12 protein-coding genes and 1 tRNA gene are annotated in these 13,153 nt (G+C 45.1%); 3 read left to right on the top strand and 10 right to left on the bottom strand.

The genetic code is table 11. The features are described 5' to 3' along the window. Positions 1-703: 703 nt before the first annotated feature. The 5 genes from ispG to AB4Z50_RS03380 all read right to left on the bottom strand — a co-directional run bounded on the left by ispG (position 704) and on the right by AB4Z50_RS03380 (position 6,385). Complete coding sequence (gene ispG / locus AB4Z50_RS03400; protein WP_054027210.1) at positions 704-1,813, bottom strand: flavodoxin-dependent (E)-4-hydroxy-3-methylbut-2-enyl-diphosphate synthase; 1,110 nt, start codon at positions 1,811-1,813, stop codon at positions 704-706. A gap of 205 nt (positions 1,814-2,018) precedes the next feature. Next, positions 2,019-3,275 (bottom strand): ATP-dependent protease ATP-binding subunit ClpX, encoded by a 1,257-nt coding sequence (clpX, locus tag AB4Z50_RS03395; RefSeq protein ID WP_076271649.1) that lies wholly within the window; start codon positions 3,273-3,275, stop codon positions 2,019-2,021. A 16-nt stretch (positions 3,276-3,291) separates the two neighbouring features. Then, a complete protein-coding gene (gene clpP, locus AB4Z50_RS03390; RefSeq protein WP_053374767.1) occupies positions 3,292-3,885 on the bottom strand; it encodes an ATP-dependent Clp endopeptidase proteolytic subunit ClpP in 594 nt (197 codons plus the stop codon). Positions 3,886-4,113: 228 nt separating this feature from the next. Then, a complete protein-coding gene (gene tig, locus AB4Z50_RS03385) occupies positions 4,114-5,403 on the bottom strand; it encodes a trigger factor (RefSeq protein WP_441875719.1) in 1,290 nt (429 codons plus the stop codon). 88 nt (positions 5,404-5,491) lie between these two features. Then, complete coding sequence (locus tag AB4Z50_RS03380) at positions 5,492-6,385, bottom strand: hypothetical protein (protein WP_076271667.1); 894 nt, start codon at positions 6,383-6,385, stop codon at positions 5,492-5,494. A gap of 251 nt (positions 6,386-6,636) precedes the next feature. Here AB4Z50_RS03380 and AB4Z50_RS03375 point away from each other — a divergent pair. Further along, positions 6,637-6,713, top strand: a tRNA-Arg gene (locus AB4Z50_RS03375). A 112-nt stretch (positions 6,714-6,825) separates the two neighbouring features. On the opposite strand, the gene AB4Z50_RS03370 is transcribed toward AB4Z50_RS03375, so the two are convergent. Further along, complete coding sequence (locus AB4Z50_RS03370) at positions 6,826-7,290, bottom strand: HPP family protein (RefSeq protein WP_441875715.1); 465 nt, start codon at positions 7,288-7,290, stop codon at positions 6,826-6,828. A gap of 115 nt (positions 7,291-7,405) precedes the next feature. On the opposite strand from AB4Z50_RS03370, the gene AB4Z50_RS03365 reads away from it, so the two are divergent. After that, on the top strand, positions 7,406-8,299 hold the full coding sequence (locus AB4Z50_RS03365; protein WP_441875712.1) for a LysR family transcriptional regulator: 894 nt from the start codon (positions 7,406-7,408) through the stop codon (positions 8,297-8,299). A 71-nt stretch (positions 8,300-8,370) separates the two neighbouring features. Here the strand turns inward: AB4Z50_RS03365 and AB4Z50_RS03360 are convergent, their stop codons facing one another. Then, positions 8,371-8,979: an AAA family ATPase gene (locus tag AB4Z50_RS03360; protein WP_441875709.1), complete on the bottom strand. Its 609-nt coding sequence runs from the start codon at positions 8,977-8,979 to the stop codon at positions 8,371-8,373. Between the two features lie 231 nt (positions 8,980-9,210). Then, complete coding sequence (locus AB4Z50_RS03355; protein ID WP_441875706.1) at positions 9,211-9,543, bottom strand: hypothetical protein; 333 nt, start codon at positions 9,541-9,543, stop codon at positions 9,211-9,213. Between the two features lie 141 nt (positions 9,544-9,684). On the opposite strand from AB4Z50_RS03355, the gene asnB reads away from it, so the two are divergent. Beyond that, the gene (asnB, locus tag AB4Z50_RS03350) at positions 9,685-11,529 is read left to right on the top strand and encodes an asparagine synthase (glutamine-hydrolyzing) (protein WP_339209540.1); all 1,845 of its coding nucleotides are present in this window, start codon (positions 9,685-9,687) and stop codon (positions 11,527-11,529) included. Positions 11,530-11,634: 105 nt separating this feature from the next. Here the strand turns inward: asnB and rdgB are convergent, their stop codons facing one another. Beyond that, positions 11,635-12,285: an RdgB/HAM1 family non-canonical purine NTP pyrophosphatase gene (rdgB, locus tag AB4Z50_RS03345; RefSeq protein WP_076271642.1), complete on the bottom strand. Its 651-nt coding sequence runs from the start codon at positions 12,283-12,285 to the stop codon at positions 11,635-11,637. 7 nt (positions 12,286-12,292) lie between these two features. Further along, positions 12,293-13,030: a ribonuclease PH gene (gene rph / locus AB4Z50_RS03340; protein WP_441875701.1), complete on the bottom strand. Its 738-nt coding sequence runs from the start codon at positions 13,028-13,030 to the stop codon at positions 12,293-12,295. Positions 13,031-13,153 lie beyond the last annotated feature (123 nt).

Here is a 13,153-nt window from a genome sequence, read left to right as displayed (position 1 = left end):
TTCATTCTTATATTTCAAGCGTAAACGACTGAAACCGTCTAAATAGTGTAGGCTCGTTTCGCGTAGAAATATAAGATTCTTATGAATATGATCAGCTATTTTCATCCTTATATTTCAAGCGTAAACGGCTGTAGCCGATGAAATAGTGTAGGCTCATTTCGCGTAGAAATATAAGCTTTTATGAAAATGATCATCTATTTTCATTCTTATATTTCAAGCGTAAACGGCTGTAGCCATTTGAATAGTGACGATCATTTCCGCAGGAATATAATCCTTAAATGGAAATATTAATTAAATACCTTGCTTCATTTTCATACCTTTCTAGCTAATCATGTAACTACAAGAAGGCTTAAGAGAAGAACTTAGACCTGCTTCGTTGATTTCAATGTGCATAGCTATCCTTAATAAACATGCGTATAAAATAGTATTGCCTCTACGATGTGGTAATAACCGTTAATGCTGTTATTTTTCACAAGCAATTCTCTTTATTTCGAAACCTCGTGTTGGGAAAGGGGGAAATTACTTTAGCGAAGCTCGTTACTTAGAGGTATATCCTATTATCACGTAATGTATAAAGTACAATTCAAGCCTACCATCACATTTATCATAAGAAGCGTTAACACACGAATTTCCCCTTTTCATCAACAAAAAAAAAGGCTTACTCACGTCTGCAAATGACGTAAATAAACCTTTTCATAAATGATTATGCAGGTGTATGATGCTTGCGGCCAGGTATTTCGCCCGTCGCTTCAAAAACGCGTACGATTTCGTCAATTTCCTTCTTTAGCTCAGACAGCAATTCAGCTTCTGGCACCTTGCGAATGAGCTCCCCATAACGGAAAAGCATGCCCTCGCCTCTAGCGCCAGCGATACCGATATCCGCTTCACGAGCCTCGCCTGGACCATTGACCGCACAACCAAGCACAGAAACCTTGATTGGCACTTTAATTTTTGAAATATAATCTTCTACCTCATTTGCAATCGAAAACAGATCGATATCTAGACGACCGCAAGTTGGGCAGGAAACGAGTGTTGCAGCATTTGTAATTAGACCAAAGGTTTTAAGAAGCTCACGAGCAACCTTGACTTCCTCTACCGTGTCAGCGCTAAGGCTGATACGCAGCGTGTTGCCAATGCCAAGCGCGAGCAAAGCACCAATACCAGCGGAGCTCTTAATCGTGCCTGTGTGCAGCGTTCCAGCTTCTGTAATGCCTAGGTGGAGCGGATACTTAATGACTTTTGCCGCCATCGAGTACGCAGCAATGGCCATTGGAACATCCGATGCTTTAAGAGATACGATAATATCGTGGAAATCGAGCTCCTCCAAAATACCGATATGGAACAACGCGCTCTCTACCATTGCTTCCGGTGTCGGGTAACCGTACTTTTCTAGCAAATGGTTTTCTAATGAACCAGCGTTGACGCCAATCCGGATCGGAATGCCTTTTTCCTTACAAGCCTTAACAACCGCTTCGATGCGTTCGCGGCGACCGATATTGCCCGGATTAATCCGCACTTTGTCGATGCCATTCTCGATAGCTAGCAGTGCCAAGCGATAGTCAAAATGAATATCCGCAACTAGCGGAATATGAATGCGTTTCTTGATTTCCTTAATCGCTTCCGCCGCTTCCTTGTTGTTGACAGTAACCCGGACTAGCTGGCAGCCAGCTTCTTCAAGTCCTAGTATTTCCGCAACAGTAGCTTCGACATCAGCAGTCTTCGTCGTACACATACTTTGAATAATCACTTCGTTACTGCCGCCAATCGTTAGATTGCCGACTTTAACCGGTACCGTATCTTGACGTAAGTACATAAGCTTATCTCTCCCATGAACGGCAAAGTCCACCCTTTGACTGGCGGTTTTAGAAACCGCGCGGCTGGGTGGAAACAATGACGGTAGTCAAGCGTAAACGGCTGCTCCCATTCCATTACAATGTAGCGGAAACAGCTCGTTACGCGGTCATATATAAGTTAAGTTATAAGCCTAGACTTATAGCTTCTTATATTGGAGTGCTGGCTTACGCACTCTCTTCTTTTTTCTTGCTTTTCTTAGCGGTAAGCTCAGGCATGATTTTTTCTTGAACGGTTTGCTCAGTGATTAGGCATGTACTTAGATCATCGCGTGATGGTACCTCGTACATAACTTCCAGCATAATGCTTTCAATAATCGCACGCAAGCCACGAGCTCCGGTGTTGCGCTTAATTGCCTCTTTCGCAATAGCATCAAGTGCAGCCGGTTCGAAATCAAGCTTCACATTGTCCATTTCAAGCAGCTTCTGATATTGCTTCACAAGCGCGTTCTTCGGCTCGGATAAGATCCGAACGAGTGCAGGCTCATCAAGCGGCTCAAGCGTTGAAATGATAGGCAGACGGCCTACAAACTCCGGAATCAAACCGAATTTGAGCAGATCCTCTGGCAATACCATCGTGAGGTACTCACCAGCTTTAAGATCCTTCTGCAATTCGCCTGTAGAGCTAAAGCCGATTACTTTCTTACCGATACGACGTTTGATCAATGATTCGAGGCCATCGAATGCGCCTCCGCAAATGAACAAAATATTCGTTGTATCGATTTGAATGAATTCTTGGTGCGGATGCTTGCGTCCACCTTGCGGAGGAACGGATGCAACTGTACCTTCCAATATTTTGAGCAATGCTTGCTGAACACCTTCGCCAGAAACATCGCGCGTAATGGATGGGTTTTCCGATTTGCGAGCTACTTTATCGATCTCATCGATATAAATAATGCCGCGTTCCGCTTTTTCCACATCATAATCTGCAGCTTGAATGAGCTTAAGCAAAATGTTCTCAACGTCTTCGCCCACATATCCTGCTTCTGTTAGCGAAGTAGCATCTGCAATTGCAAATGGAACATTCAAAATTTTAGCCATCGTTTGAGCTAGCAGCGTTTTACCTGAGCCTGTAGGACCTAGCAGCAAAATGTTACTCTTTTGCAATTCTACGTCTTCGATTTTGCTTCCGGAATTAATCCGTTTGTAATGGTTATAAACCGCTACAGACAACGATTTTTTCGCAAACTCTTGACCGATGACATAAGAATCCAGAATAGCCCGGATATCTTTCGGTTTCGGAATATCCTTAAGATCAAGCTCTTCCTCATTGCCGAGTTCTTCCTCAACAATTTCGGTACAAAGCTCAATGCACTCATCGCATATATAGACGCCAGGACCGGCAACCAATTTACGTACTTGATCCTGCGATTTGCCGCAGAAAGAACATTTCAACTGGCCTTTTTCGTCGTTGAATTTAAACATGTAATCACCCCTTCGATTAAATCGTCGATACCGGTGCAGTAATCACCTTGTCAATCAAACCGTAGGCAAGAGCCTCTTCCGCGCTCATGAAGTTGTCACGGTCGGTATCTCGGTCGATTTTTTCATAAGGCTGTCCGGTGCGGTCTACGTAAATTTGGTTTAGCTTTTGTTTCGTTTTCAAAATCCAATCAGCATGGATTTTGATATCAGATGCTTGACCGCGTACGCCGCCAAGTGGTTGATGGATCATAACCTCAGCGTTAGGAAGCGCAAAACGCTTGCCCTTCGCGCCCGCTGTAAGAAGCAGCGAACCCATGCTTGCTGCCATGCCCATACAAATCGTGGACACCTCAGGCTTAATATATTGCATCGTATCAAAAATACCCATTCCCGCAGTCACGGAGCCGCCGGGAGAGTTAATGTATAGATGAATGTCTTTCTCTGGGTCGTCGGCCGCCAGAAACAGCAGCTGTGCAATGATGGAGTTTGCAACATCATCATCGATTGCGCTCCCAAGGAAAATGATACGGTCCTTCAGCAAACGGGAGTAAATATCGTAAGAACGTTCCCCGCGATTCGTTTGTTCGACTACGATCGGTACTAGATTCATGCGACCAACCTCTTTTCGTTTATGACTTTGGTTACTTACTTATTGTAACACGTCATCGTATTCATGTCATTTTTCCACTAATACATTATACGACGCCGGCCGTTCGATATGTACGGAGTTTAGCCTCCAAAACAAGCACATTTCCATATGTAGGGTCAAAATAAGGCACGTATCAACGACGTGCCTTATCCTGAGTGAAGCATTTATTCAATTATTCGTATGTGGCTATTAAACAGCTTTGCTGTTTTCAAGCAAGAACTTAATTGTTTTGCGAAGTGCAATATCTTCCTGCAAGTTGCTAAGGTTTCCGTTTTTCTCAAAAATGTCACGAAGCTCAGCAGAAGGACGGTTGTATGATTTGGACAGCTTCTCAAGCTCTTCGTTCAAATCTTCGTCGTTTGCAACGATGTTTTCTGCTTTAGCAATGGCATCAAGCACAAGGTTGTTGCGAACGCGTTTCTCAGCATCTGCGCGCATTTGATCGCGAAGAACAGATTCGTTTTGACCGGAGAATTGGAAGTATAGGTCCATGTTCATGCCTTGCATTTTAAGACGGTTTTCGAAATCTTTGATCATGTAATCCGTTTCAGTCACGATCATTGGCTCTGGAATTTCAACATCTGCTGCTGCCGTAGCTTTGTCAACAACTGCTGTTTCGCGAGCTTGTTCGCCTTCTTGATCTTTGCGCTCTTTAAGTTTGCTAACGAGATCCTGCTTGTACTCTTCAAGCGTATCGAACTCGCTTACGTCTTTTGCAAACTCATCGTCTAGCGTTGGCAAGCTTTTGCGTTTGATTTCGTGAAGCTTCACTTTGAACACAGCTGGTTTGCCTGCAAGGTGCTCTGCATGGTAGCTCTCAGGGAAATTAACTTCAATGTCCTTGAAATCTCCGATTTGCATGCCAACCACTTGCTCTTCGAAACCTGGAATAAAGGAATTCGAACCAAGCTCTAGTGAATAACGCTCGCTTGCTCCGCCTTCAAACGCTTCGCCGTCTACATAACCGTCGAAATCGATAACTGTGATGTCGCCGTTAGCCGCTGCGCCTTCTTCAACAACAGTAAGCTCAGCATGACGCTGTTGCAAACGCTCAAGTTCAGCTGCGATTTCCTCTTCTGTAACTTCAGAAACAACGGATTCAACTTCCAAGCCTTTGTATTCGCCAAGTGTAACTTCTGGCTTAACGATAACTTTTGCTTTGAATTTGAATGTTTCGCCTTTTGCGAATTGCTCAACTTCAATCTCAGGACGGTCAACCGGCTCAAGATTAGTTTCTTTGATTGCATCGGAATAAGCATCTGGCAACAGAATGTCAATTGCATCCTGGTACAGGCTCTCAATACCGAAACGGGATTCGAACATGCCGCGAGGCACTTTACCTTTACGGAATCCAGGTACGTTTACTTTTTGTACGACTTTCTTAAATGCTTGATCAAGAGCAACAGTGACTTTCTCCGCCCCTACCTCCACGTCGATCGACACGATGTTCTTGTCTATTTTTTCCCAAGTTGCTTTCATTTTATGCCTTCCCCTCCGAAAATGCTCATGCATCAGTAGTTATCACGTTTCATAAACCATTCTATTATAAACAAGCTAGCCCAGATTATCAAGACTCTGGCTCATCTTCTCCCGATTGCTGCAAAACGGCAACCTGTCTAAGCGCCTTGCATGCTTGCTCATAACGGAACCTTAAACCTTCGGTAATGCCGTATGTATCACGAATATCGTCATCGTTTGCCGAGCCGTAAACGGTAAGAAGCAGCGTCAAATGCAGCGCAGCTGCAAAATAATCAACTGTATCCTCGTCTTCTCTCAACATCCAATGATAAGCAGCCGTACCATACAAAAACTGTAAACTTTCCTTCCAAAGCTCTCTAGCAAAATGCGGCAATGTGGGATCATCGACCTCGGCAACCTGCTCTGTCCGCTCCAATATCCTAATAATTGGCGAAGGGAATTCATCCATAGAAAGAGGCGTCGCTTCCAAATCAAGCTCTACGGTTTCACCAAGTCTCTCCAGTGTCAGTAAACCGGCAGCTCCTCGCTTGCGCAAGCATTGCAGTGCCTTAAACTGAACGACAGGGTGAACCTGCTGGGTTACCAGCCAATTTTTAATGGAATCATCCACTTCTGGAGTCTGAATATAAGCAGCGCGTTCAAGAGCAAGAATTTGCTGATCGATCATCGGATGATTTTGCATGATGTAGAGCACTTGGTTCACATAAGCTTCATCTTGATCAGGAGGATTAAGAAGTTGCTCGCGCATAGTCGCCTCGTCCTCTTCCTTCTCTCGCTTGGCCGATAGGAATCCCGAATCTTCTCCATCATTTCCTTCTCCAGGAAAAGCCATGTCAAGCCACGTAAGTAAGCTGTCCCACTCTTCATAATGGCGAGCATCCTCGCCCTGGCATTGCAGCAAAAAGCGCAGCAACTCCTTGGCCTCCCCGTATTGTTCCGCTTCCAGCATACGGGTTAACTGTACCTGATAATGGTCCAGCATGCTAGGGAACAAGTAAACGTTATCCTTGTTGTCGCCTTGTGTGTCATTGGGAGTTGTAATGATAACACCGCCTTATGGTCGCGCCTTTTGTTCATTCGGACAATCTTGCGTACGATTATACCATGTACAATCAAAAGAAAAAACAAATGTAGTATTCCGACAACTCATAAATCTTATTTTATAATAAAAAGAATATAAATTCAAAAAAGTGCTTGCAATATTTTAATGATGTGTGCTATATTATTTCTTGTGTCCCGGTAGCTCAGCTGGATAGAGCAACGCCCTTCTAAGGCGTCGGTCGGGAGTTCGAATCTCTTCCGGGACGCCATATTATTATCCATTAACGCCGCCTATTCAGGTGGTTTTTTTATTATATACTGATCTATTTAAAAGAGGCTGATCCCGGTATTTACCAACTGGATCAGCCCTTTTTTTTATTTCTATGACTTCAAAGCAGCTGACTTGGTCGCCAATAATTTCCTATAACCATAAGCGGCAAGCGCGATCAGCACCGCTCCGAATAGGACCGGAGTAAACAGATAGGACCAGCCCGCATGGCTTAGCATAACAACAAGCGGATCAGCACCTGCGGGTGGATGAACTGTTCTTGTGAGCTGCATCAGAAGGATGGACAATCCAACAGATAGTGCAATGAACCATGTTGAATCTCCGAACAGATGCAGCATCACAAGACCTGCTCCAGTGCTGATCAAATGGCCTCCAACAACATTTCTGGCTTTGGCAAGCGGACTATCTGGCAAAACAAACACGATAACACAGCTGGCCCCAAATGGAGCCATCATCAGCGTAATCGACATTAAATCGCCCATGGTCAGCAGCAATGCGATAACAACGGTGCCAACAACCGCTGCCGCCAGCGGCTTCCAATTTTTATTTCTCAGCATTTCTCATTCCCCGTTTCTCTTATTATGACATCATGCTATCATAAGAGAAATCATTCGAGAATTGAATGTTTACAATGGAACCCATTTCAAATTCCGATACCTAAGGGGAGTTAACATGCTGGAGTCTTGGGAAGGTCGTTTTTTTGTTACATTTACTGCTGTGCTGGAGGAGAAAAGCTTCAGCGGTGCCGCTGATCGTCTCGGTTACGTTCAATCGACGGTAACCTCACATATTCGACATTTGGAAACAGCAAGCGGCAAAAAGCTCTTTCACCGTTTGCCGCGCGGCGTAGAGCCAACAGAAGCAGGCTTGCTGCTAGCTCCCTATGCATATCAATTTATCCAGCTTGGACATTCGCTTCAGGATGCGTTCTCGGAGCCTGGCATGCCGTCAGGTATCGTTCGAATCGGAGCTCTAGAGTCGTTTGCCATCTCTCATCTACCGCATTTTTTAACCGGCTTTCTCCAGCAATACACCAAGATCAAGCTGCATTTAACGCCTGGCCTGCAACATGATATTACCGCACATGTCATAATCCATCGCGTTGACCTCGGCATCGTACCCAAGGCTCCGGAACGTGACGACCTTCTATTTGCACCTTTAATAGAAGAGAAGCTCTTGCTGATCTGTGCTCCTGCGCTGGAAGAGCGCTTCGCGCAGCTCGGATGGCAAGCGTTGCACGACAACGCCTTCATTAGCTTCGGGGATCAGTGTATCTACCACACTTATGGACGCGATATGCTGAGAGAAGTTGATGTTGAGCTTGCTGATCATTTGTCTTTCTCCAGTGTTGAGCTCATTAAGCAGACGGTTGCTTGCGGAATGGGCATCTCATTCGTACCAGAATCAAATGTAGCTAATGAGGTAGCCGCAGGTACGCTGCTGTCATTGCCCTTGAACCAAGAGCTCCTATTGACGCATGGCATTATTACACATAAAGCACGTGAGCCTAAAGCTGCAGCACAAGCCTTTATCCAGCAATTGAAATCATTTTTGAAAACCGTTTAATCACAAAACCACAAATAAAAAGGCGGCTTCATAGGGAAATTCCCCAAATGAAGCCGCCTTTTCTTATTATATTAAACGGATAATGTTGTCTGCTTTTCATTAACAAATTGGAATAATTGCTCGGCTTTCTCTTCCGTTAGCTCTCCGCTATTATCAAACACGAGGATGGAGGAGTTAGGAATAACCCAGTTGATTTGCGGAACAAATGCTATCCGTTTCTCAAAGTCGCCCCAGTTGTCCAGTTTCCACTGATCGCGCTCTGTTTGACGCCCGATGATCCGATTTTTTTGCAGCTCCATATCCAGCAGCGTGACAACAACCACCTTAACGTCTACCTCGTTCATCGTGAGGCCTGCTGCCTCAACAACCTCTTCGATCCACTGTTTGTTTTTCAGTTCTGCCGTAAAAGGTGAAATCATAAATACGTTTTGACCAGCAGCCAAATTTTCAATACATACGTCCTTTGCCGTATCATATTCCAAATCACGCAAATGCTTTTTGTAATAATCAGAATCCCGATCTCTTTTATCCAGGCCGTTTAACTCCAATATAGCCTCAACAAAACGACCGCCTATCGTATCCCGGTCAAGAAAAGCAGCTGGAATGCGAGCAGACAACTTTCTAGCTACCGTTGTTTTGCCCGTCCCCGCTACTCCGACAAAAAAAACTAACTTTTGCAAAACGAAAACCCTCCACTATTTTTTGTAGAAGTATATCATTTTTTGCAGCAATATAATAGAAATGATTACTTAAAAACAGCGATATAATTTAGAAAAAACATTCTTATTTTATTTTTACTGTATCATTCAACTTATTTCCCATGTATATATCGATTGTATTATAAAAAAACAAGATGTTGCCTCAGCTATTCAGCTTCTGCAACACCCTGTTTATGCTTACTTATCCGCTTATTAAAAAAACTGCATCGATTCGATATGCTGCTTCGTCGTGTCCGTTCCAAACTCATACAATTGCCTGTAAATTCGCTCAATCAACTGATCGTAACCAGCGTTGATTTCGCCATCGCTTGCTGAGCCAAACGGACTGTACGAGAAATGAAACATCTCCGCTTCATCCATGCTAGACAGCTCATCAAACAGCTCTCTAAGCTTCGTATACTCATTTTCGTTCATTATAATCTCAAGTTCATACGCAGCTGCCTGCGGATCCTCTAATATTTGTCCCGCCTGAACAGAAACGAAATAATGCTTGCGTTCTTCACTGCCTGCTTCTTGCTCTGCCATCAATCGCACACTCCTTCCTGCATTTATTACTTTTCACAGCCACTTCTAGCATCCCCCGTCGGACAGACATTTTATCCCTTATTCTGCATATAACTGATATTATCGCTACTTTGAGACCAGCAAAAGAGAGGAATGAGATCAATGTGTGGAATTACCGGCTGGATCGACTGGAACCGTGATCTGACTAAGCAAAGTGAAAGCTTAGAGAAGATGACAGACACCCTTGCACCGCGCGGTCCCGACGCTTCCGGTACGTGGATATCAGCTCATTGCGCTTTAGGCCATCGACGTTTATCCGTCATTGATCCGGAGAACGGGGCACAGCCAATGATTCGCCATACCGGCGACGACAAATATGTCGTTGTCTATAACGGGGAATTGTATAATGCACCAGAACTTCGCAAGGAGCTTGAAAGCAGGGGCAGAATCTTTACGACAAATTGTGATACAGAAGTGCTGCTGGTCGCTTTTATGGAATGGGGCAAGTCTTGCGTAGAGCGTTTTAACGGAATATTTGCTTTTGCCATATGGAACGTATTAGAGCAAGAACTATTTCTGGCGCGTGATCGGCTTGGCGTCAAACCGCTGTTCTATAGCACACAGGATGGTTTGTTTATTTTTGGCTCCGAACAAAAATGTATATTGGCACACCCTGCCGTGAAGCCGGAGGTTGGAGCGGAAGGGCTTGCTGAGATTTTTATTTTAGGACCAGCACGCACTCCAGGCCATGGTGTATATAAGCAAATCAATGAGCTTAGACCTGGCAAGTGTATGACCGTCAATCACGCTGGCGTGAAGACGATTACGTACTGGCAGCTTGAGAGCAGCCCCCATGGGCAAAATATAGAAGAAACAGCTGAACAAGTAGGAGCGCTGCTAAAAGATACCGTTGAGCGGCAGCTCGTTTCAGACGTTCCTGTATGTACCCTGCTGTCTGGCGGCCTTGATTCCAGTGCGCTAACTACACTCGCTGTCAATTATTACAACGAGAACGGGCAAGGGAATGTCCACACGTACTCTGTTGATTATGCGGACAACGATAAACATTTTAAGGCACATGCCTTCCAGCCTAATAGTGATGCGCCATGGATCGAGAGAATGACGACGCATCTGGGCACAATTCATCATCCTATACAGTTTGATACACCTGATTTGGTTGGCGCATTAAAAGCAGCCACCTTTGCTCGCGATCTTCCGGGCATGGCCGATGTTGATGCTTCGTTGCTGCTCTTTTGCCATGAAATAAAAAAAGATGCAACCGTAGCAATTTCAGGCGAAGCTGCCGATGAAATTTTTGGCGGCTATCCTTGGTTTCATCGCGAAGAGGCTTTAAATGCCAATACCTTCCCTTGGTCGCTTGCTTCAGTTATGCGTGCTGATCTGCTCGCACCTGACGTTGCCGCATGGATTAAACCGCTTGACTACATTGGGGATCGTTATTCCCAAGCGATAGCAGAGGTTCCTCATCTAGATGGCGAATCTGAGCAGCTGCGGAAGATGCGTCAAATGTCTTATTTGAACATCACCCGCTTCATGCCAACGCTTCTAGACCGCAAGGATCGAATGAGCATGGCAGCAGGCCTTGAGGTCCGTGTCCCTTTCTGTGATCATCGGTTAGTTGAATATGTTTGGAATATCCCATGGGAGATCAAGACATCCGGCGATCGCGAAAAAGGAATATTGCGCAAGGCGCTGCGCGGTGTATTGCCTGAGGACGTATTGACTCGTAAAAAAAGCCCCTATCCTAAAACGCATAATCCGAACTATTTGGCCGCAGTCAAAGGGCTTTTGTTAGATGTACTGAACGATTCCAGCTCCCCGCTCCTTCCATTAATTAATGTAGAAAAGGTTAGAGCGCTAACCGAGTCGGAATCCGCAAGCTCGAATACCCCTTGGTTTGGTCAATTGATGTCCGGTCCGCAGCTATTCGCTTATTTATATCAGGTCAATTTATGGTTGAAGGAATATAAGGTCGTCATATCTTAAGCTGACAAGGATAATGTTTTTGTTCTCATCACACAAAAAAAGCAACCCCATCCGCTAAAAGCCGCTGCATTCAGCTGCTCTTGGATAGGGTTGCTTTTTCACTTATTATGCTTGTTCAAGCAACGGAAGGAGCTTTCTTAATGCATCGCCGCGATGGCTGATTTGCTGCTTCTCTTCCTTAGACAGCTCGGCCATCCCGCGATTCAAGCTAGGAAGCCAAAACAGCGGATCATAACCGAAACCTCCATTGCCGTGAGGATTATCCGTGATGACGCCATCCACTGTACCCTCCGATTCCAGAAACAAACCGGTCGCCGGATCATACAGCGCTAACGCGCATACGAACTGTGCTTTGCTCAGTATTTTGGACCCGTCTTGCAATTCTTCTCGTTCTGCATGATCAGCTAGTTGATGAAGCTCCTGAATGAGCTTGGCATTGTTTTCACCGTCAGTCGCATTCTCACCTGCATAACGAGCGGAATAGACACCTGGATCGCCATTCAGCGCTGCAACGCGCAAGCCTGAATCATCAGCCAGCACAGGAACGCCAAGAATGTCTCCCGTCGTCTTAGCTTTGATGCGAGCATTGGCGGCAAATGTATCGCCATCTTCCACGATATCCGGAATTTGCGGATAATCCAGCAAGCTTTCTACCGATTTATCAAGCTTCTGAAGCGCATGCGCGAATTCCTTCACCTTACCTGCATTTTTTGTAGCTACAACAATAACAGCATGATTTAATATGGAATGCTTCATCAGAATACTAACCTCCGATTCGAGCCGCCAAAGGACCGAGAACATCCTTTTGCTTGCTGATCAACTCGAGAATACCCTCTTCTCCAAGTTGCAGCAATTGATTAAGCTCATCGCGCGAAAATGGTGCTTCCTCGCCAGTTCCTTGCACCTCAACAAACTTGCCGCTGCCTGTCATAACAACGTTCATATCAACCTTAGCTTTGGAATCTTCCTCGTAGTTCAGATCAAGCAGCGCTCTCTCTTGAATGACACCTACACTTACCGACGCTAAAAAATCTGTAATCGGATATTTTGCAAATTGTACCTTCTCGGAAATTTTGTTAATTGCAATGGAAAGCGCGATAAACGCACCTGTAATAGATGTCGTACGAGTACCGCCATCGGCTTGAATGACATCACAATCAAGCGTAATAGTCCGCTCACCTAGTGCTTGCAAATCAATGACCGAACGCAATGCACGACCAATAAGGCGCTGAATTTCCATCGTCCGTCCTGTCAGCTTACCCTTAGCCGCTTCACGAATATTGCGTGTATGTGTTGCGCGAGGCAGCATTGCATATTCAGCTGTAATCCAGCCTTTGCCTTGCCCTTTCATAAATGGAGGTACTCTATCCTCCACGCTCGCTGTACAAATGACCTTCGTCTCTCCAACCTCGATGAGAACCGATCCTTCTGCGTATTTATTGACACCTGTCGTTATGGTTACCGGCCGAAGCTGGTTCGGTTGCCGACCATCGTTTCTCATTCTAATTTCCTCCTGAGTGCTAGCGTTTTTCGATTAGAAAACAAAAGTATCCCATCCTGCAATCTTTCCTATTTTAACAAAGTAACCTGTGAATTGCATCCGCTGCCCGTGAAAAAGAAAAGT

Source organism: Paenibacillus sp. 2TAB26 (assembly GCF_052115145.1).
Classification (GTDB): Bacteria; Bacillota; Bacilli; order Paenibacillales; family Paenibacillaceae; genus Pristimantibacillus.
The sequence above is the reverse complement of the archived record's forward strand: the minus strand, read 5'-3'. Positions and strand labels throughout refer to the sequence as shown.

Coding starts and splice junctions, on each gene's coding strand:
- ispG (WP_054027210.1), bottom strand. CDS start 1,813: ATGTACTTACGTCAAGATACGGTACCGGTTAAAGTCGGCAATCTAACG.
- clpX (WP_076271649.1), bottom strand. CDS start 3,275: ATGTTTAAATTCAACGACGAAAAAGGCCAGTTGAAATGTTCTTTCTGC.
- clpP (WP_053374767.1), bottom strand. CDS start 3,885: ATGAATCTAGTACCGATCGTAGTCGAACAAACGAATCGCGGGGAACGT.
- tig (WP_441875719.1), bottom strand. CDS start 5,403: ATGAAAGCAACTTGGGAAAAAATAGACAAGAACATCGTGTCGATCGAC.
- AB4Z50_RS03380 (WP_076271667.1), bottom strand. CDS start 6,385: ATGCTGGACCATTATCAGGTACAGTTAACCCGTATGCTGGAAGCGGAA.
- AB4Z50_RS03370 (WP_441875715.1), bottom strand. CDS start 7,290: ATGCTGAGAAATAAAAATTGGAAGCCGCTGGCGGCAGCGGTTGTTGGC.
- AB4Z50_RS03365 (WP_441875712.1), top strand. CDS start 7,406: ATGCTGGAGTCTTGGGAAGGTCGTTTTTTTGTTACATTTACTGCTGTG.
- AB4Z50_RS03355 (WP_441875706.1), bottom strand. CDS start 9,543: ATGGCAGAGCAAGAAGCAGGCAGTGAAGAACGCAAGCATTATTTCGTT.
- asnB (WP_339209540.1), top strand. CDS start 9,685: ATGTGTGGAATTACCGGCTGGATCGACTGGAACCGTGATCTGACTAAG.
- rdgB (WP_076271642.1), bottom strand. CDS start 12,285: ATGAAGCATTCCATATTAAATCATGCTGTTATTGTTGTAGCTACAAAA.
- rph (WP_441875701.1), bottom strand. CDS start 13,030: ATGAGAAACGATGGTCGGCAACCGAACCAGCTTCGGCCGGTAACCATA.